This is a genomic window from Micromonospora sp. NPDC047740 (genome assembly GCF_043204735.1).
Lineage (GTDB): Bacteria > Actinomycetota > Actinomycetes > Mycobacteriales > Micromonosporaceae > Micromonospora.
The window spans coordinates 970,371-988,455 of the sequence record NZ_JBIDCT010000001.1 but is presented as its reverse complement, the minus strand read 5'-3'; the positions used below and the strand labels follow the sequence as shown (position 1 = coordinate 988,455).

The following is an 18,085-nucleotide window of genomic DNA, read 5'->3' as shown; positions in this document are numbered from 1 at the left end:
GATTGTGCCTCGGCGTTGTTCGTTTCGCCCAATCGTCAGGACCGGCATTGGCCTGACAGAACAATGACGTCCCGGCGCGGCACGGCCAGGATTGGCGCCGCCCCCCCCATTGCCGTGAAGGAGACAACGATGCCCGCCATCGAGCCCACGCCCGCCCCTCAACGCGTCGCCGTCATCGGCGCGGGGATGGTCGGGCTGGCCACCGCCTGGTTCCTGCAGGAACGGGGGGTCCAGGTCACCGTGCTCGACCGGACGGGCGTGGCGGCCGGCGCGTCGTGGGGCAACGCAGGCTGGCTCACCCCCGGCATCACCACTCCCCTGCCGGAGCCGGCGGTACTCCGCTACGGGCTGCGCGCCGTCCTGAGCCCGTCGTCGCCGGTCTACGTGCCGCCGCGCGCGGACGCCCGGCTCCTGCGGTTCCTGGCGGGCTTCACCCGGCACAGCACCGCCGCGAAGTGGCGGACCGCGATGCGGGCCTACATTCCGATGAACCGGCGCGCGTTCGAGGCGTTCGACGCCCTGGCGGCCGGCGGGGTCCAGTCGATGACGCACGAGGCGAAGTCGTTCGTCGCGGCCTACCGGACCGAGGCCGAACGGTCGGTCCTGCTGGACGAGCTGGGGCACATCCACTCCGCCGGGCAGGAGATCGAGTTCGACGTCCTGACCGGGGCCGAGGCGCGTGAGGTGGAGCCCTCGCTGTCCGACACCATCGGCGCCGCGATCCGCCTGCACGGCCAGCGGTTCATCAACCCCGGCGAGTACGTGCACGCGCTCGCCGACTCCGTTCGCGCTCGGGGAGCGTCGCTGGTGACCGGGTCGGCCGTCGTCGGCGTGCACGACGAGGGGTCGGGGGTCCGGGTGGTGACCTCCGCCGGCGCGGACGAGCGCTATGACGCGGTGGTGCTGGCAACCGGCACCTGGCTCGGTGAGCTGGGCCGGCGGTTCGGGGTCCGGACCGTCGTGCAGGCCGGTCGCGGCTACAGCTTCAGCATCCCGATCGAGCACGTTCCGTCCGGTCCGGTGTACTTCCCGGCGCAGCGCGTCGCGTGCACGCCGCTGGGCGACCGGCTGCGCGTCGCGGGGATGATGGAGTTCCGCAGCGCCGAGGCGCCCCTGGACCGTCGCCGGGTCCTGGCCATCGCGGAGGCGGCACGACCGCTGCTGCGCGGCGCCGACCTGGACGCCCGCACCGACGAGTGGGTCGGGTCGCGCCCGTGCACCCCGGACGGGCTGCCGCTGATCGGCCGGACCCGGTCACCGCGGGTCTTCGCCGCCGGAGGCCACGGCATGTGGGGCATCACCCTCGGCCCGCTCACCGGCGACCTGCTCGCCGAGCAGATCACCACCGGCCGCCAGCCCGCCGAGCTGGACCCCTTCGACCCCCTGCGGTGATGGGTCACCTCGTCGTGTCGGCGGTCGGTCGCGGCCACCGGGGCACGGTCACGCCGATCGCCGCGCCGCCGACCCGGTGGCAGCGCGCCCGGCGCCGCCCGCCATCACGACGGCCGACAAGCTGATGACCGGCCCCAGCGGGCGGAGCGCCACGGCGCTCCGCCCGCTTTCATTTTGAAAGGAAGCGATCGTGTACGTGGTGAGCCGGCAGGACGAGCTCGGTGTGCTGCGCATCGTCCTCGAGGAGCAGTATGAGCGGCACAGCACCCAGCTGGCACTGCTGGCCCGGCAGGCCCGCCAGCTGCCCGGTGACCGGACGGACCTTGAGGCCGCGTCCGCGTTGACCGCCGCGTCGCGACGGGCGCTGGGCGACATCGCCCGGGCGCTGCACTACCTGGAACAGGGCCGCTACGGCACCTGCGAGGAGTGCCGCGGCGACATCCCCATCGAGCGGCTCGCGCTCCGGCCGGCGACCCGGTTCTGCACCACGTGCCAACCCGAACCTCACCACCAAGGCCGCCCGTAGCAGGCGCGTCGCTCGCGGGCGGCGGAGGCAGATTCCGCGCATCAGCGAGAGGGTGAGCCGGTCGTTCCGGTCAGGTCATCTCGGTGAACCGTACCCAGCAAGTGGCCTTCCGGATCGGTGATGATCGCGTAGGTGAGGTGGTGGTCGCGCAGGTGGGACTCGACGGCGGCCAGGGGTACCTGGGGACGCAGCGTCGAGGGGCCGGACTCCATCACCTCGTGGGCCGCCGCGGTGCCGGGGGCGGCTTCGAGGGCGGCGTGCCGGAGTCGACCGAGCAGAGTACGGTCACCGGCGACAACAAAGGCGAATCGGTACGGAGAGGCGTCGACGCGGGCACGAACGGCGGCGATCGCCTCCTCCGGTCGGGCGGTGGGCACGTCCTGGCGCAGGCAGCTACCCGCGGTAGGTGAGCTGGCCGCAGCGCCCTCGATGGGCAGGTTGTGCGCAAGCCAGTCCACCTTGCCGGCCGCATAGTCGTAGACGTCGGTGAACCCGAGGGACTCGAGCCGACACGCGGCTCGTGGGCTCACGTCTCAAAGGCCGTCCCAGCAGTAGACGACGATCGGGCGGGCGCGGTCGAGGCCTGCGGTCGTGTGGGGGCTGATGGTCTTGAGGGGGATGTTGCGCGCCCCGGGCAGATGCTGGTCGGCGTACTCGGCCGCGGGCAACACCTCGATGAGCTGGGCGCCCGCGTCAAGCAGCGCACGCAGCCGCGGCAACTCGATCCGGGTGACCATCAGTCGGCCGTCAACGCGGCCCCCGGCGCTGCAGGGCGGCCAGGATCCACTCATCGGGCGGGGTACCACGAACACCATCCGGTGTCGGATAGAGCCGGCACTGCAGGCCGTAGTCCGTGCGGTGCGCGGCTGTCGGGTCGACGTCCACGCCGTCGATCCGCAGCGTCGGCGAGCCGAGGAACCGGTGCGCCTGGGCGTCGACGTCAGTCTCCACCGCCTGCTCGTGGATCGGATCGTCAATGCCAGCGGCGTCGAGCAGCGCCCGCAGGCGCGGCACGAGGGCCTCGTGGCTCGGGCAGCCGTCGAAGTACCACACCTCGATCACGCTCGCCCTCCCCTTCAGGTGCCCGCCCTTCTCGCCGGCCTGCCGGCATCGCCCCGCGGACCCGACTTTAGTGGCAACGCGCCCATCGCGTACCGGATCGGCGACGCAGTCACCAGGGTCCGGCGACGCGCCCCGGCCGGGCGTGAACCTGAGCGTTTCGCCTGATGGCGACGGTCACTGTGATCTGCTACAGCTTCCGCGACGATCACCGATTGGGGAACCATGGACACCTGGCAGATGATCAAGGCGGAACGCGCGTCGCTGGTCGACGCGCTGGACAAGCTCTCCGATGCCGACTGGGACCAGCCGTCGTTGTGCGTGAACTGGACGGTGCGCGAGGTCGTCGCTCATCTCGTGGCCACCGCGAACATGACACCGCCGAAGTTCTTCGCCAAGCTCGTCGGCAACGGCTTCAGCTTCCAGAACATGGTCCGCAAGGACATCGCACAGGTCACCGCCGGCAGGACCAACGCCGAACTGGTGGACCTGCTGCGCTCACGCGTCGATGCGCGCACGGCGCCACCTGGCCCGACCCTGTCGTGGCTCGGCGAGACGATCGTGCACGGCGAGGACATCTTCCGCGCCGTCGGCATAGCACACCAACACCCGGCCGAGCATGTGGTGGCGGTGGCCGACTTCTACAAGAGCAGCAATTTGCTCATCGGCGCGAAGAGCCGGATCAGCGGCGTCACCCTGCGGGCCACCGACACCGACTGGCAGCACGGCAGCGGCCCCGAGGTCAGCGGGCCGGTCATCGCGCTGCTCATGGCCATGACTGGCCGCAAGGCCGCACTCAATGACCTCACCGGCGACGGCGTCGCCGTTCTCCGCGAGCGCGACTGACCAACAGGGCCAGCGGTCGGGATCGGCCTTGGCAGCGGCCGGCGGTCAGATGATGATCACGGCCTTCCCGGTCGCGTGGCCGCCCTTGAGGTGACGGATGGCGTCGGGAACGCTGGCGAGCGGCCAGGTCCGGTCGACGAGCGGGGTGAGCCGGCCGGCGTCGACGAGCTCGGTCAGGGCCGCCAGGTTGTCGCTGCTCTCCTTCGCGACCAGCGGCACCAGCCGCTGCCCGACCCACGGCGACAGGGCCAGCGCCCGCAGCTGCCGGTCGAAGCCCTGCAGCCACTTCCCGGCGCGCGCCTCGCCGCCGACGAGGACCAGTGAGCCCTTCGGGGCGAGCACCCGGCGCAGCCGGGACAGCGGTCGGTTGCCGGCGGTGTCGATGACGGCGTCGTAGCGGCGGTCGGGAAGGTCGGCTCGGGTGTAGTCGACGACCTCGTCGGCACCGAGTCCGCGTACCAGGTCGAGCTTGGCGGGGCCGCAGACGCCGGTGACGTGCGCGCCGGCGGCCTTGGCGAGCTGGACGGCGTAGGAGCCGACGCCGCCGCCGGCGCCGATGACCAGGACGCGCTGTCCAGGGCGTACCCGGGCGGCATCGCGGACGGCGGTGAGTGCGGTCTGCCCGGAGACCGGGACAGCGGCGGCCTGCGCGAAGCTGAGGGCGGCGGGCTTCGGGGCGAGCCGGCCGGCCGACGCGACGGTGTACTCGGCGAACGAGCCGGCGCCGGTGCCGAACACCTCGTCGCCGGGGGTGAACCCGGCGACTCCGGGTCCGACGGCGGTGACCACGCCGGCCAGGTCCATGCCGCGGACGCGGCTGCGGGGTCGACGCAGCCCGTAGCCGAGGCGTACCAGGTAGGGCAGGCCGGTCATCAGGTGCCAGACGCCCGGGTCGACGCCGGCCGCGCGGACCTGGACCAGCACCTGGCCGGCGCCGGCCGACGGTACGTCGATGTCGGCGAGGCGGAGCATGCCGGCCGAGCCGTAGCGGTCCTGCACGATCGCCTTCACGATTCCTCCTGCGGATACTCGAACACGTCGGTGAGGGGCACGCCGAACACGGCGGCGATCTGGAAGGCCATCTCCAGCGACGGCGAGTAGCGGCCCTGCTCGATGGCGATGACGGTCTGCCGGGTGACGCCGATGCGGCGGGCCAGCTCGGCCTGGGTCATCTCGTCGTGCGCGAACCGCAACGCCCGGATGGAGTTGGTGATCCGGGTCGGCTTCACCACGACTGGAACCCCCGCCGGTAGGCGACGATCTTCGCGGCCGAGCCGACCACCGCGGAGAGCACGAAGCCCAGGTAGATGACGTTGGCGATCCAGAACTGGTCCCAGTCGGCCAGGGCCATGGCCAGCGCCGCGACGCCGCCGACGATCAGGAAGGACTGGCCGATGTGGTCACCGAGCCGGTGGATCTCCCGGTCCCGCTGGTCCTTCTCGTTGGCGCCCTCGGGCGAGACGGCGGAGACGACGATGTGCAGCGCGATCGATGCCACGATCGACCCGGCCACCGTCGCCAGCAGCGGGCCCGCGTAGGAGACGTCCGCGAGTGGGTCACCGTCCGCGCGCCCGAGCACGATCACCACGTACGCGGCATAGGCGGCGACCGCCACCAGCCCCATGATCCAGGCGCGCTTCTCCTCGAACGCCATCGACCCCTCCCCGAGGTAAAGAATTCTTGACACGGTCGAGTGTCAAGCACGGCCGACATGATGTCAAGGATTCTTTACCCCTCCGAAGGAGGTCGACCCCGGCCGCTCCCAACGGGGCCCGACGTACGCCGCACCGTCAAGGCGATGCGATCATGACGGCTCGGCCATCCGGCCGGTCCGGGTCACGGAGGGTGGCTGCTCTCGTGCCACATGAGTTCATGACGATGGTTCTCGACACGTTCCGGGTGACCGGCCAGGAGCCCGACGCGCGGCTCGAATCCCGGTCCGGCGCCGGCGTCCGTGCCGTGCGCGCGAGCGACGGGCACGCCGCGTACCTCAAGGTCACTCCCGCCACGCTGGGCGCGCCGGCGATCGCCGCCGCCCGGCGGGAGCTGCGCTTCTACGCGGAGGTCGCGCCGATCGCGCCGGTACGCGCCCCGCGATTGCTCGACTACCTCGACGCCGAGAGCGGCGTGGCGGTGCTGCTGGAGGCGGCGGGCGAGACCCGACAGGCGTCCGCCTGGACCACGGGCATGTGGGCGGACCTGGGTCGAGACCTGGCCGGCCTGCACAGCATGGCGATCCCGACGGGTGCGGACTGGCAGCACCCCGATGCGCTGCAGGAAGCGCTCATCGACCCGAACCTGGACGAGATCAACTCCTTCTGGGCCCCAACGCTCCCCCACCTCGGTGAACTCCTGGCCCGGCGGGTCGAACTGATGGAGCAGACCCGAGCAGTGCCGCCAGCCTTCGTCCACGGCGACTGCCACACGGCCAACCTCGTGCACTCCGCCGGCGCCATCGTCTTCTGCGACTGGCAGGCGGCGGGCATCGGCCGACCGGCCTCCGATCTGGCCTTTCTCAGCGTCCGCGCCACGCCCACCGGCACCACCGTCCCCCCGGCGCTGGTCGACGCATACCTGGACACCCGGGCGTGCGACCGCCGGACGCTGCAGCGCGCGCTTCTGGCGGAGGAACTCGCCGTCTTCGTCTTTCTGTGGCCGGCTTTCGCGGCGTTCAACACCCCGGAGGGAATCGCCCGCGTGCGCCGGAGAACCCGCGAGCTCGCACAACGGTGGTTCTCGGCCGACGCGGGCGTGACGCCACGCCACCCCCAGGGCAATCATATAGATAGTCCTTGATATCGACATGCGCCAATTTATAGGCTGGGGGTCCCCGCTCGACCCATCCAGTCTGGAGCGTGAACGATGCGTCTGCCCAGGATGTCCCGGATCCTCGCCACCCTCGCCGCCGCGACGATGGCGGCGCTCGGCGCCGTCACCGTCGGCTCCGCGCCGGCCTCCGCCGCCGTCCGCAACGTCTGCTACAACACCAGCCAGGCCGGGCCGTTCGCCGGGTACGCCAACCAGGCCGCCACGATCTGGAACAACGCCACGAACAACATCAACATGGCCCAGTGCGGCTCGAACCTGATGATCTACTACACCTACGGCGGCGGCTCTTACGCCGTCCGCAACAGCCTCGGCAACGGCTACGTGGTCATCGACTACTACCAGGCCCAGCAGTACTCCCCGCTACGGATCATGACCCACGAGATCGGGCACATCCTCGGCCTGGCCGACAACTACAACGGCAACTGCGCCATCCTGATGTCCGGCGGCAGCGCCGGCACCAGCTGCACCAACCCGTACCCGAGCGCCGGCGAGGCCGCCGCGGTCGACTCGTACTTCCGCACCACCGTCCGGAGCGCGACGACGGCTCAGGTCTTCACCGGGAGCTGGCCGGCACCCGTTGGCGCGCTGCGCTGACACCGCGCCAACGGTGACACTCCGGCCGGGTCGGCGGTTCGCCGACCCGGCCGGCCCGGTGATATCAGAACCAGCTCCGCCAGCGGGCCCGTCAGTTGTTCGGCCCGACGCCGTAGATCGGCGCGTTGATGTGGTGGGCGAGCACCGAGCCCTGGCGCTCCGGCTACCCGCTCAGAGCTGCTGCACCCAGTACGGTGCCACGTCCATCCAACCGTTGGCAGCCGCCCCGTGGAGCCGGCCGGAGCTTCCGGTGCTGAGCGTGTACCACGAGTCCACGTAGTCCGGGTCGTCGGTCCACCAACTGTCCGGCATCGCGTCGATGAGCGCGTTGACCAGCGGGGTGTAGGTGCCGTAGTCGACGATGGTCAGCAGCGCGGTGATCAGCGCCTTGGCGAGGTCGCGGTAGTTGGTGTCACCGTCGTCCTCCCACATCACCACGTCGGCAAGGTTGTACTTGTAGTTGTTGAAGTGGACCAGCAGTTGGTTGGGGTAGTAGACCGTGCCGTCGTTGTCGAGGTAGGGCATCTCCACGATGTTGACCGTGGCCTTGCCGTCGAGGCCGAAGCCGCCGACGACATTGAAGATCTCGGCGCCGCCCTTGACCCACGGCTCCTTGTCATCGTTCAGCCGGATGGCGTTGACCTTGGTGGCCCAGTAGCCGGCCTGCGTCGTGACCGCGGCCTTCACGCTGGTCAAGTCCCGTACGGTCAGTTCCTCCCGGAGCTGCGCCAGGCCCCACCGCATCGCCTTGGCCACGTTGACCTCGACCACGAGCACCGGACGGTCGGGGAGCCGGACCGGGTCCAGGAGGACCTGTCCACCGGCCGGGTCGTAGCCGACCACGCTGGTCACGGCGTCGTCGGTGGACGCCGCCGCCACGAGGGGGATCTCGGCGCGGCTCAGCGCGGCCGCCATGTCCTCGTGCCCGAGCCGGAGTTGCAGCACCGACCCGGTGGCCGGCGGCAGCCCCTTCGCCCCCAGCACCGCCCGGTTTGTCGACTGGACGGCACGGTCGGCCCGCGAGTTGAGTCTCGCCGTCAGCAGGTCCACCGGTCCGGCGGTGACGGCCGCGACGACCCGGTTGCGGCTGACCGGGTCGGCGAGCGCGGCGGCGACCTCGCGGGCGAGCCGGTCGGTGGCCGGGAAGACAGGACCCACCCCGGACGGAGCCGCCTGAGTGGTCTGCCGTGCGTCGTCCGGACGGGCCTGGGCAGGCGCCGCCGTCGAGGCGAGCACGGCGGCGGCCGCCAGGGTCAGGGACAACACGGCATGCCGGAAGGTACGTGGATGCACGGGCAACTCCTCTGCGGTCGCGGCGTTGGCTGATGGCCGGCGCAGCCGGCTCTTGCCAGATGATCGCATCCTTATATAGGCACTCGTCAATGACGAACGGCCAGGAAAGATCGGAAGCGGGCCCCGGATGTGACTCACGGCATCCATCCTTGTCGCAACGTCAGGCGACTGATTGGGTCGACACCATGGCACGCATCGCATACGACGACGAGGCCGCCGCGGCGTTCGAAGCCACCCGCCACGTCCCTGATCAGGGGCTGGCCACGTGGCGTGCGGCGGTCACCCGGCATCTGGACCCCAGGCCCGGCGCGCGGGTGCTCGACCTCGGTTCGGGTACGGGCAGGTGGGCGGCGGCCTTCACCGACTGGTACGACGACCTGGACGTCATCGCCGTCGAGCCGTCCGCGGCGATGCGGGCCCGCTGCGTTCATCCCCGGGTGCTGCCGGGCGACGCCGCCAACATTCCCCTGCCCGACCACAGCGTCGACGCGGCCTGGCTGTCGACCGTGATCCACCACGTACCGGATCTGGCGGCCGCGGCGCGGGAACTGCGTCGCGTGGTCCGCGGCGGCGGCTCGGTGTTGATCCGGTCAGCTTTCGCCGGCCGACACGAGGCGATCACGCTGTTCCGGTTCTTCCCGGAGACCATCCGGGTCCTGGACACGTTTCCGAGTGTGGCTGACGTCGAGGCGGCCTTCGGCGCGTGCGGGTTCACCGTCACCGCCTTCGAACAGGTCCCGCAGACGACCGCGTCGTCGCTGAGCGAGTGCGCGACCAGTCTGCGCCGGGAGGCTCACACGCCGCTGCAACTGATCACTGACGACGAGTACGCCGCCGGGTTGGCCCGGCTCCACCGGGCCGCCCGCTCGGAGCACGGCCCGGTGATCGACGCCCTGGACCTGCTGGTCCTTCGCTAACGCCTCCCGCGACTCGTCTGCGTCCTGGTCGGACGGTCACCACTCCCGGATCACCCGCCCGAACGGAAATGACGCGGGGTGATCAACTAATTGCACGGCGACGATCAGGATGAGAACGAGGTGCGGTGGAAGCCCGGGCACGCCATCCTCGGCCCGACGGCGTTGCCGGTGACGTGGTAGCCGGGACGCCGGAGGTTGCCCTGCCGTCCGGCGGACTCGCTGGCAACGACCGCCGCTCAGGTTGACGGATGGTCAGTCGCGGGCGGCGACCAGGGCGCCGACCGCACCCGCCGCCACGGTCAGGCCGGCGGCGGCGACCAGCCGATGCCGGGACAGCCACGCCTGGGCGCTGTGGCTGTGCGCGCGCCCGGTGAAGCTGCCCTCGGCACCGAAGTCGTGTCCGCCCGGCCCGTCGATCGGCTGCCACAGGTTCGTCGGCCGGTGCGGGTCGGCCGACTGGTCGGTCTGCTGGGAGCGGTAGCCGGTCCGGGCCAGGTAGCGGTCGAGCAGGCCCGGCGCGATGCGGTTGCCCAGGATCGTCAGGGCCGTGGAGGCGCCGACCCAGTATTCGCGGCGGCCCGGCCGGTCCGCGGCGCCCACGATGGCCCGGGCCGCCACCTCCGGCTCGTAGATCGGCGGTACCGGCTGGGCGTTGCGGGGCAGCCGGGACAGCAGCCAGTCGAACTGGGGTGTGTTGACCGCGGGCAGGTGGACCATGGTCAGTCTGATCTTGCTCTTGTCGTGCATCAGCTCGCACCGCAGCGACTCGGTGAACCCGACGATCGCGTGCTTGGCCCCGCAGTAGGTGGCCTGGAGCGGGATCCCCCGGTACGCCAGCGCCGATCCGACCTGCACGATCGTCCCGCGGTCGTGGGGCGTCATGTGGGCGAGCGCGACCCGGGTGCCGTGCACGTACCCCAGGTAGGTGACCTCCATCGCGCGCCGGAACTCCTCCGGCCTCGTCTCCTGGAAGGGCGCGAAGACGGAGCTGAAGGCGTTGTTGATCCACAGGTCGATCGGGCCGAGTTCGTCCGCCACCCGCTGCCCGGCGGCGACGACCTGGTCGTAGTCGGCCATGTCCACCTCGATGGGCAGGGCCCGGCTGCCGGCCGCGCGGACCTCGGCGGCGGCGGCGTCTAGTCCGGTGCGGCCCCGGGCCAGCAGCGCGATGGCGATGCCGCGCCGGGCGAGCAGCCGGGCGGTGGCCCGGCCCACTCCGGCACTGGCGCCGGTGATCACCGCAACCTGTGCCTGCCGTCTGGTTCGCCGCATGTCGCCCTCCCAGCGTCGCCTGTCCCGTACTGGCTACCCCGGCGGCGGCCGAGATAACCGCGCGCGGCGGGTGAGGTGTAGGGCGGAGTGGGGCGGGTAGTGCCGTGCAACGCTGCGGGGAGGTGCGGCGGTGGATCAGGACGTGGGGCCGGGCCGACCGACGGGTGAGGATGTTCGGGGCCCGAGTGTGCTGCGGGAGTACGCGCTGATCGCCGACGGGCGCCGGGGCGCGCTGGTCGGCCCGGACGGGAACGTCACCTGGCTGTGCGCCCCCGGCTGGGCCGATCCCCCGGTGTTCAGCCGGTTGGTCGGCGGGCGGGGCGACTACCTGGTAACGCCGGCGAACCGGCGGTTCGTGTGGGGCGGCCACTACGAGGCGGCCTCGCTGGTGTGGGTGAGCCGTTGGGTGACCACTGACGGGATCATCCAGTGCCGGGAGGCGCTGCTGTTTCCCGGCGAGCGGCACCGGATCGTGCTGCTGCGTCAGATCCAGGCCGTGGACGGTGACGCGGTCGTGCACGTCCGGCTGGATCCGCGGGCCGACTTCGGCCGGGAGCCGGTGCGCGAGGTGCGCCGGGCGGGGCGGCACTGGCTGGCCCGCACCGGCGGTCTGTACCTGCGGCACTCCGGTGGCGAGATGCTCGGGCAGACCAGCGATGGCCTACTGTGCGGCGAGCTGAGCGTGCCGGCCGGCGGCCGGCACGACCTGGTGCTGGAGATCGCCGGACGGCCGCTCGACGAGGCGCCGCCCGAGCCCGCCGCGCTGTGGCGGACCACCGAGCAGGCCTGGCGGCAGGCCGTGCCGGGCCTGGCCGGCGGCCACGCGCGGCGGGACGCCGTGTTCGCGTACGCGGTGCTGCGCGGCCTGACCCAGCCGGACGGTGGGATGGTGGCGGCGGCGTCCGCGTCGCTGCCGGAGCGGGCGCTGGCCGGCCGCAACTACGACTACCGCTACGCCTGGCTCCGCGACCAGTCCTTCGCCGGCCGGGCCGGTGCGCTGGTCGGCCGGTACGACCTGCTCGACGACGCGGTGGCGTTCGTCACCGAGCGGGTGCTGACGGACGGGGACCGGCTCGCCCCCGCCTACACGATCGACGGCCGCCCGGTGCCACCACAGGAGGAACTGGCGTTTCTGCCCGGCTATCCGGGCGCGCCGGTCCGGGTCGGCAACTGGGTCGGCGGGCAGTTCCAGCTCGACGTCTTCGGGGAGGTCCTGCTGCTGCTGGCGATCGCCGGGCGGCACGACCGGCTGGACGACGCCGCGCGGCGGGCGATGGAGCTGACCGCGCGGGTGATCGGCGACCGCTGGAGCCAGCCGGACTCGGGCATCTGGGAGCTGGCGCCGCGCCCGTGGACCCACTCGAAGTTGATGTGTGTGGCCGGGCTGCGGGCGGCGGCCCGGGTCGCGCCGGCCGGGCTGGCCGGGCGGTGGGCGGCCCTCGCCGATGCCGTCCTCGCCGACGCGGCGGCGCACGGCCGCCACCAGTCCGGGCGCTGGCAACGGGCGTACGACGACGAGCGGGTCGACGCGTCGCTGCTGTTCCCCGGGATCCGGGGTGCGTTGCCGCAGGGGGATCCGCGTACCGAGGCGACCCGCCGGGCGGTGTTGCGGGAGTTGGAGTGTGACGGCTACCTGTACCGGTTCCGCCCCGACCTCCGGCCGCTCGGGGACGCGGAAGGCGCCTTCCTGCTCTGCGGCTACGGGGCGGCGCTGGCCGCGTGGCAGGCCGGTGACGTCGTCGAGGCGAACCGGTGGTTTGAACGCAGCCGCGCGGCCTGCGGCCCACCGGGGCTGTACACCGAGGAGTACGACGTGCAGCAGCGACAGTTGCGCGGCAACCTGCCGCAGGCGTTCGTGCACGCGCTGATGCTGGAGACCGCGGTGACGCTCGGTCAGGCAATCCCCTGTTCGCCGCCCGGCTGACCGGCGGTGGTGCCCGCGCCGTCGCCCGCGCGCCGCGCCGCCGTCACCGCCTCCGGCGCCAGGCGGCGAGCGCGACGGCCGGAGCGAGCGCGGCCAGGCCGACGACTCCGGTGGCGAGCAGTCGGGTGGCGCGGGACGGCCGCTCCGGGCGCCGTGCCCACTGTCGTTCCGGACGGGCGGTCACCGGGTCGCCGTGCAGGCCGGCCCGGAGCAACTCGGCGAGGTGGATCGCGGTCCGGCCCGCGGACGCGCCCTGCTCGACCTGGGTACGGCAGCTGAAGCCGTCGGCCAGGATGACGTCGGTGTCGGCGGCGTCCCGGACGGCCGGTAGCAGCACGCGTTCGGCGCACGCCTCGGAGACCTCGTAGTGCCCTGCCTCGAAACCGAAGTTGCCGGCCAGGCCGCAGCAGCCGGAGTCGAGGAACTCCGGCTGGGCCCCAGCCTTGGCGAGCACCGCCTGGTCTGCGGCGGTGCCGAGGATGGCGTGCTGGTGGCAGTGGGTCTGGATCAGGGTGTGCGCGGGCAGCTGCGGCGGCTGCCACCCCGGGGTGTGGTCGTGCAGCAGTTCGGCCAGGGTGACGGTCTGCTTCCGCAGCCGGGAGACGTCCTCGTCGTCGGGGAAGAGTTCGCGGGCGTCGCTGCGGAAGACCGCCGTGCAGCTCGGTTCCAGGCCCACCACGGGAGTACCGGCCCGCAGGTGCGGGCGCAGCACGTCGACGGTCCGCCGGAGCACCCGTTTGGCGACGCCGAGCTGCCCGGTGGAAATCCAGGTCAGGCCGCAGCAGACCGCCTGGTCGGGCACCCGCACCCGCCAGCCGGCCGCCTCCATCACCTCGACGGCGGCCTGGGCGATGCCGGGGTGGAAGCGGTTGGTGAAGGTGTCCGGCCACAGGAGGACTTCGCCCCGCGAGCCGTCGCCGCCCGGGGTTCGCCGGGCGAACCAGCGCTGGAAGCTCTCGGTGGCGAACACCGGGATCTCCCGGCGCTGGTCGACCCCGCCGACCAGCTTCGCGAGCTGGCTCAGCCCGGGCGCCTGGGCCAGCGCGTTCACCATGCGTGGTGCCCGCGCGGCGACCGTGGCCACCGCGGGCAGCCAGCCCATCGAGTAGTGCGCGCGGGGGCGGAGCCGGCCCTGGTAGTGGTGGGACAGGAATTCCGCCTTGTACGTCGCCATGTCCACGTTGACCGGGCAGTCGGCCTTGCATCCCTTGCAGGCCAGGCAGAGGTCGAGGGCGTCCCGGACGGCGTTCGACCGCCACCCGTCGGCGATGGCGCCACCCCGGGCCGTCCCGTCGAGCATCTCGAAGAGCAGCCGCGCCCGGCCCCGGGTGGAGTGCTCCTCCTCCCGGGTGGCCATGTACGACGGGCACATCACCCCGCCGTGCGGTCGGCGGCATTCGCCGACACCCACGCAGCGCAGCACGGCCCGGCCGAAACTGCCGGAGTCGTCGGGGTAGCGGAAGTGGGTCTGCACGTCGCCGTGGTTGTAGTCGACCCCCAGCCGGAGGTGGCTGTCCAGCGGATAGGGGGCGACGATCTTGCCCGGGTTCATCCAGTCGGCGGGGTCGAAGATGGCCTTGAACTGCCCGAACGCGCGGATCAGTCGCTCGCCGAACATCTTCGGCAGCAGTTCGCCCCGGGCCTGGCCGTCGCCGTGCTCGCCGGAGAAGGAGCCGCCGTAGGAGACGACCAGGTCCGAGGCGCGCTCGATGAAGGAGCGGTACTGGCGTACGCCCTCGGCCGTGGTCAGTTTGAACGGGATGCGGGTGTGGACGCAGCCCTGCCCGAAGTGCCCGTACAGGGACGCCTGCTCGAAGCCGTACTCCCGGTACAGGTTGTCGAGATCGCGCAGGTAGTCGCCGAGTCGCTCCGGTGGGACCGCGGAGTCCTCCCAGCCCTCCCAGGTGTCCGCCTCACCCGGTACCCGGGCGGTGGCACCGAGGCCGGACTCGCGGACCCCCCACATCTGCTCCTCGTGGGCCTCGTCGTCGAAGCGGTGCACGGTCGGCCCGTTCTCCCGCCGCAGCGCGTGGAGCAGCCGGGCGAGGGCGGCCTCCGCCTCCTCCGGCGTGTCGCCGCCCATCTGGAGCATCAGCCAGCCGCCGCCCTGCGGGAGCAGGTGCAGCGCGGCGGGGTGCAGGTGCTTACGCTTCTCGAAGTTGATCAGTTTGTCGTCGAGGCCTTCGAGCGTGATCGGGTTGTGCGGCAGGATGCGCGGCACGTCGTCGGCCGCGGCGGCGATGTCCGGGTAGCCAAGGAACACCATCGCTTTGCAAGGCACCACCGGGACCAGCTTCAGCCGGGCCCGCAGCACGGTGACCAGGGTGCTCTCCGAGCCGGTCAGGGCCTGCGCCACGTGGAAGTTCTTCTCCGGCAGGAGGCTGTCCAGGTTGTAGCCGGAGACCCGCCGGGGGATGTGCGGGTAGCGGGTGCGGAGGTCGGTCAGGTACTCGTCGCGCAGCGCGCGCAACTGGCGGTAGATCTCGGCCGGCCGGCCGCCCCGGCGCTGGATCTCGGCGTACGCCTCGTCGCTGGTCTCGCCGACCCACATCCGGGTGCCGTCGTAGAGCAGCACCTCCATCTCGACGATATTGTCGACCGTCTTGCCGGTGCGCTGTGCGGTCGACCCGCAGGAGTTGTTGCCGATCATCCCGCCGATGGTGCAGTGGTTGTGGGTCGACGGCTTCGGGCCGAACTCCAGCCGGTACGGGGCCAGCAGCTCATTGAGCGTGTCGAGCACGATGCCCGGCTCCACCAGGCACGTCTTCGCCTCGGCGTCCACCTCGAGCAGCCGGTTGCAGTACTTCGACCAGTCGATCACCACAGCGGTGTTCGTGCACTCGCCGGCCAGGCTCGTGCCGCCGCCGCGGGACAGGACGGGGACGCCCAGCTGACGACACACCTCGATGGTGGCGACGGCCGCGTCGACGGTGCGCGGCACCACCACACCGAGCGGGACCTGACGATAGTTGGAGCCGTCGGTGGAATAGGCGCCCCGGGACCCGGCGTCAAACCGGACCTCGCCGTCCACCACGGGGCGCAGCCGGGCGGCCAGGGCGGCCAGGTCCACGTCGGTGGCGGGAGCGGGAGCCCGGGTCACCGGGTCGGGCAGTCTGACCGGCGCAGGGGCGACCCGGGTCATGACCGCAGCTCGTTGATCTTGTCCCGGGCCACGGTAGCGAGCGTCGCCTTCTTGTGCGGTTCACCGCGCAGGAACGCCTCGGTGAAGTGCTTGGCCTGCTCGTAGCGGACCTTGCCGGGCATGGGCGGCTCGTTGGGGTTGACGTCGCAGTCCACCAGCGCCGGCCCCGGATGCGCCAGGGCCTCCCGGACCGCCCCGGACAGCGACTTCGGGTCGGTGACCTTGACGCCGTATCCGCCGCAGGCCCGCGCCCAGGCCGCGAAGTCCGGCTCCGGCTGCCCGTGCCGCACCTCGTACTCCGGGTAGCCGAGAATGATCTGCTCCCACAGGATCTGCCCGTACGCGTTGTTGTTGTTGATCACCACCTTGATCGGCAGTTCGTGGCGGACGGCGGTGAGGAACTCGGCCATCAGCATGGCGAACCCGCCGTCACCGACGAACGCGATCACCTGCCGCCCCGGAAACGCGTGCTGCATGGCGACCGCGTACGGCAGGCCCGGCGCCATGGTGGCCAGGTTGCCGGACAGGTAGAACTCCCGGTTGCCGCGGATGGTCCAGTGCCGCGCCGCCCAGGTGGCGATGGTGCCGGAGTCGCAGGTGAGGATGGCGTCCGAAGTGGCGGCCTCGTCGACGCAGCTGATCAGATACTGCGGGGCGATCGGGTCACGGCCCGGGTCCTCCAACGCTTCCATGTCCGCGCGCCAAGCGTCCCGCGCCTGCTGGTACTTCGTCAGGAAGGACCGGTCCGATCGGGCCTGGAGCATCGGCAGCAGTTGCTGCAAGGCCACCTTGGCGTCCGCCGTGACGGCCGCGTCGATCGGCAGGCGCAGACCGATGAGGCTCGCGTCGATGTCGATCTGGACCACCCGCGCCTGCCCCGGCGAGGGCAGGTACTTCCCGTACGGAAAAGAAGTGCCCACCATCAGCAGGGTGTCGCACTCCTCCATCAGCTCCTCGCTCGGCTTGGTGCCGAGCAGGCCCAGCCCGCCGGTGGTGAGCGGATGGTCATCCGGCACCACCATCTTGCCCGACAATGTCTTCACGATCGGGCTGGCCAGCGCGTCGGCCACCGCGAGGACCTCGTCCCGCGCACGGCGGGCGCCGACGCCGACCAGCATCGCGACCTTCTTCCCGGCGTTGAGCACCTCAGCCGCCCGGGCCAGATCCGCCTGCGCGGCCGACACCGCCGGCTGCGACACCACCGGGCTGCTCATCGGCGGCTTCCCCGGGCTGACATGCCGATACGGATCCTCCCCAGCCGCGGCGACCTGCACATCATTGGGGAAGGACAGGTGTGCGACGCTGCGCCGGGCCAGAGCGTGCCGGATGGCGATGTCCACCACCCCCGGCACCTGCTGTGGATTCGTCACCATCAGGTTGTAGGCCTCCGCCACATCCTGATACAGCAACGCCGCGTGCACCTCCTGCTGATAGTGCGAACCCAGCACCGACGTCTCCTGCATGCCGGTGATAGCCAACACCGGCACGTGGTCGAGCTTGGCGTCGTAGAGGCCGTTGAGCAGGTGAATCGCCCCCGGCCCGGATGTCGCGACACACACCCCGACTCGCCCCGTCGCCTTCGCATAGCCGGTGGCCATGAAGGCCGCCGCCTCCTCGTGGTGCACCAGCACGAACCTCAGCTTGTCCCGCTGCCGGCGGAAGCCCTCCATCAGCCCGTTGATGCCGTCCCCGGGCAGACCGAAGACCGTGTCGACACCCCAATCCACCAGCCGTCGCGCCAGGCTCTCGCCTACGATCTCCTGCACGTCACGCCTCCTGATCCTGGAGTTGTCGCGGTCTGGCGCCCGCAGGTGCCGGCCACTGGAGCGCGGCGCAGTCCCGGCGCCGGCCGCCGCCCCTCGTGCCAGCTGGGCCGCGGCAGGGCCTGGTGCTCGCGTCCCGGGGTGTCACCGGCATGTCCCGAGTCTCCGGCAGCTACCCGGGCCCGTGCCGGCGAACCGGCAAATGGCCGCTCTGCTCCCCGGCCGGGCCACCCCGGCGTTGCCTGGAAGTCACCTGCGGCGACCGAGTCGCGCCGCCAGATAGCCGATGACCAGCCCGGCGGCCACGGTGGCGAGGGTGCGGCCGGTGGCCACCGCCCGGAGCCGGGTGAATCCCTCGCGGGGGTCGACGATCGCACCGGCCACGTTGCCGGCCGCGCCGACGACCACGTCACTGAACCGGCTCTTGTTCATCGCCCGCCACCTCTCCTGCCCGCTCCACTTACCGCCCGTACCCGCCGTTCAGGGCGCCAAACGGGCGGCTCCGGCCCGGGCGGCCAACCGGTCGCG

The 18,085-nt window shown here is 71.8% G+C and carries 18 protein-coding genes; 7 read left to right on the top strand and 11 right to left on the bottom strand.

Going from position 1 to position 18,085, the window contains the following annotated elements; genetic code table 11:
- The first annotated feature begins 129 nt into the window (after positions 1-129).
- Together ACGF4F_RS04095 and ACGF4F_RS04090 are read left to right on the top strand one after the other, a co-directional pair.
- The gene (locus ACGF4F_RS04095; protein WP_357436307.1) at positions 130-1,392 is read left to right on the top strand and encodes an FAD-dependent oxidoreductase; all 1,263 of its coding nucleotides are present in this window, start codon (positions 130-132) and stop codon (positions 1,390-1,392) included.
- 190 nt (positions 1,393-1,582) lie between these two features.
- Positions 1,583-1,918, top strand: coding sequence for a TraR/DksA C4-type zinc finger protein (locus ACGF4F_RS04090; protein WP_357436305.1), 336 nt, complete (start codon positions 1,583-1,585; stop codon positions 1,916-1,918).
- A 41-nt stretch (positions 1,919-1,959) separates the two neighbouring features.
- Here the strand turns inward: ACGF4F_RS04090 and ACGF4F_RS04085 are convergent, their stop codons facing one another.
- The 3 genes from ACGF4F_RS04085 to ACGF4F_RS04075 are packed head-to-tail and all read right to left on the bottom strand — an operon-like array spanning position 1,960 to position 2,980.
- On the bottom strand, positions 1,960-2,448 hold the full coding sequence (locus tag ACGF4F_RS04085) for a CBS domain-containing protein (RefSeq protein ID WP_357436303.1): 489 nt from the start codon (positions 2,446-2,448) through the stop codon (positions 1,960-1,962).
- 3 nt (positions 2,449-2,451) lie between these two features.
- Positions 2,452-2,655 carry a rhodanese-like domain-containing protein gene (locus tag ACGF4F_RS04080; protein ID WP_357436301.1) on the bottom strand — a complete coding sequence of 68 codons (204 nt, stop codon included), beginning with the start codon at positions 2,653-2,655 and terminating at the stop codon, positions 2,452-2,454.
- A gap of 10 nt (positions 2,656-2,665) precedes the next feature.
- Positions 2,666-2,980: a hypothetical protein gene (locus ACGF4F_RS04075; protein ID WP_393074633.1), complete on the bottom strand. Its 315-nt coding sequence runs from the start codon at positions 2,978-2,980 to the stop codon at positions 2,666-2,668.
- A gap of 222 nt (positions 2,981-3,202) precedes the next feature.
- Here ACGF4F_RS04075 and ACGF4F_RS04070 point away from each other — a divergent pair, with 222 nt between their 5' ends.
- The gene (locus ACGF4F_RS04070; RefSeq protein WP_357436298.1) at positions 3,203-3,823 is read left to right on the top strand and encodes a maleylpyruvate isomerase family mycothiol-dependent enzyme; all 621 of its coding nucleotides are present in this window, start codon (positions 3,203-3,205) and stop codon (positions 3,821-3,823) included.
- Between the two features lie 45 nt (positions 3,824-3,868).
- Here ACGF4F_RS04070 and ACGF4F_RS04065 read toward each other — a convergent pair whose 3' ends face one another.
- The 3 genes from ACGF4F_RS04065 to ACGF4F_RS04055 are packed head-to-tail and all read right to left on the bottom strand — an operon-like array spanning position 3,869 to position 5,477.
- On the bottom strand, positions 3,869-4,834 hold the full coding sequence (locus ACGF4F_RS04065; RefSeq protein ID WP_393074630.1) for an NAD(P)-dependent alcohol dehydrogenase: 966 nt from the start codon (positions 4,832-4,834) through the stop codon (positions 3,869-3,871).
- The gene (locus tag ACGF4F_RS04060) at positions 4,831-5,037 is read right to left on the bottom strand and encodes a helix-turn-helix transcriptional regulator (RefSeq protein WP_357436493.1); all 207 of its coding nucleotides are present in this window, start codon (positions 5,035-5,037) and stop codon (positions 4,831-4,833) included. Before ACGF4F_RS04060 ends, ACGF4F_RS04065 begins: the two co-directional genes overlap by 4 nt.
- Positions 5,038-5,048: 11 nt before the next feature.
- Positions 5,049-5,477, bottom strand: a complete 429-nt coding sequence (locus ACGF4F_RS04055; RefSeq protein ID WP_357436295.1) for a hypothetical protein — start codon at positions 5,475-5,477, stop codon at positions 5,049-5,051.
- Positions 5,478-5,695: 218 nt separating this feature from the next.
- Between ACGF4F_RS04055 and ACGF4F_RS04050 the strand changes: the two genes are divergently transcribed.
- Positions 5,696-6,619, top strand: a complete 924-nt coding sequence (locus ACGF4F_RS04050; protein WP_393074627.1) for a phosphotransferase family protein — start codon at positions 5,696-5,698, stop codon at positions 6,617-6,619.
- A gap of 66 nt (positions 6,620-6,685) precedes the next feature.
- Positions 6,686-7,246 (top strand): snapalysin family zinc-dependent metalloprotease, encoded by a 561-nt coding sequence (locus ACGF4F_RS04045; RefSeq protein ID WP_357436291.1) that lies wholly within the window; start codon positions 6,686-6,688, stop codon positions 7,244-7,246.
- A gap of 171 nt (positions 7,247-7,417) precedes the next feature.
- Here ACGF4F_RS04045 and ACGF4F_RS04040 read toward each other — a convergent pair whose 3' ends face one another.
- Positions 7,418-8,539, bottom strand: a complete 1,122-nt coding sequence (locus ACGF4F_RS04040; RefSeq protein WP_357436289.1) for a DUF3103 family protein — start codon at positions 8,537-8,539, stop codon at positions 7,418-7,420.
- 185 nt (positions 8,540-8,724) lie between these two features.
- On the opposite strand from ACGF4F_RS04040, the gene ACGF4F_RS04035 reads away from it, so the two are divergent.
- The gene (locus tag ACGF4F_RS04035; RefSeq protein WP_357436288.1) at positions 8,725-9,456 is read left to right on the top strand and encodes a methyltransferase domain-containing protein; all 732 of its coding nucleotides are present in this window, start codon (positions 8,725-8,727) and stop codon (positions 9,454-9,456) included.
- Between the two features lie 252 nt (positions 9,457-9,708).
- Here the strand turns inward: ACGF4F_RS04035 and ACGF4F_RS04030 are convergent, their stop codons facing one another.
- On the bottom strand, positions 9,709-10,728 hold the full coding sequence (locus ACGF4F_RS04030) for an SDR family oxidoreductase (RefSeq protein ID WP_357436286.1): 1,020 nt from the start codon (positions 10,726-10,728) through the stop codon (positions 9,709-9,711).
- A gap of 130 nt (positions 10,729-10,858) precedes the next feature.
- On the opposite strand from ACGF4F_RS04030, the gene ACGF4F_RS04025 reads away from it, so the two are divergent.
- The gene (locus tag ACGF4F_RS04025; RefSeq protein ID WP_357436285.1) at positions 10,859-12,652 is read left to right on the top strand and encodes a glycoside hydrolase family 15 protein; all 1,794 of its coding nucleotides are present in this window, start codon (positions 10,859-10,861) and stop codon (positions 12,650-12,652) included.
- Positions 12,653-12,695: 43 nt separating this feature from the next.
- Here the strand turns inward: ACGF4F_RS04025 and ACGF4F_RS04020 are convergent, their stop codons facing one another.
- The 3 genes from ACGF4F_RS04020 to ACGF4F_RS04010 all read right to left on the bottom strand — a co-directional run bounded on the left by ACGF4F_RS04020 (position 12,696) and on the right by ACGF4F_RS04010 (position 17,989).
- The gene (locus ACGF4F_RS04020) at positions 12,696-15,794 is read right to left on the bottom strand and encodes an FAD-binding and (Fe-S)-binding domain-containing protein (protein WP_393074621.1); all 3,099 of its coding nucleotides are present in this window, start codon (positions 15,792-15,794) and stop codon (positions 12,696-12,698) included.
- Complete coding sequence (locus tag ACGF4F_RS04015; RefSeq protein ID WP_357436281.1) at positions 15,791-17,560, bottom strand: thiamine pyrophosphate-dependent enzyme; 1,770 nt, start codon at positions 17,558-17,560, stop codon at positions 15,791-15,793. The genes ACGF4F_RS04020 and ACGF4F_RS04015 overlap by 4 nt, the downstream gene beginning before the upstream one ends.
- A 246-nt stretch (positions 17,561-17,806) precedes the next feature.
- Positions 17,807-17,989: a hypothetical protein gene (locus tag ACGF4F_RS04010; protein ID WP_393074618.1), complete on the bottom strand. Its 183-nt coding sequence runs from the start codon at positions 17,987-17,989 to the stop codon at positions 17,807-17,809.
- Positions 17,990-18,085: the final 96 nt, after the last annotated feature.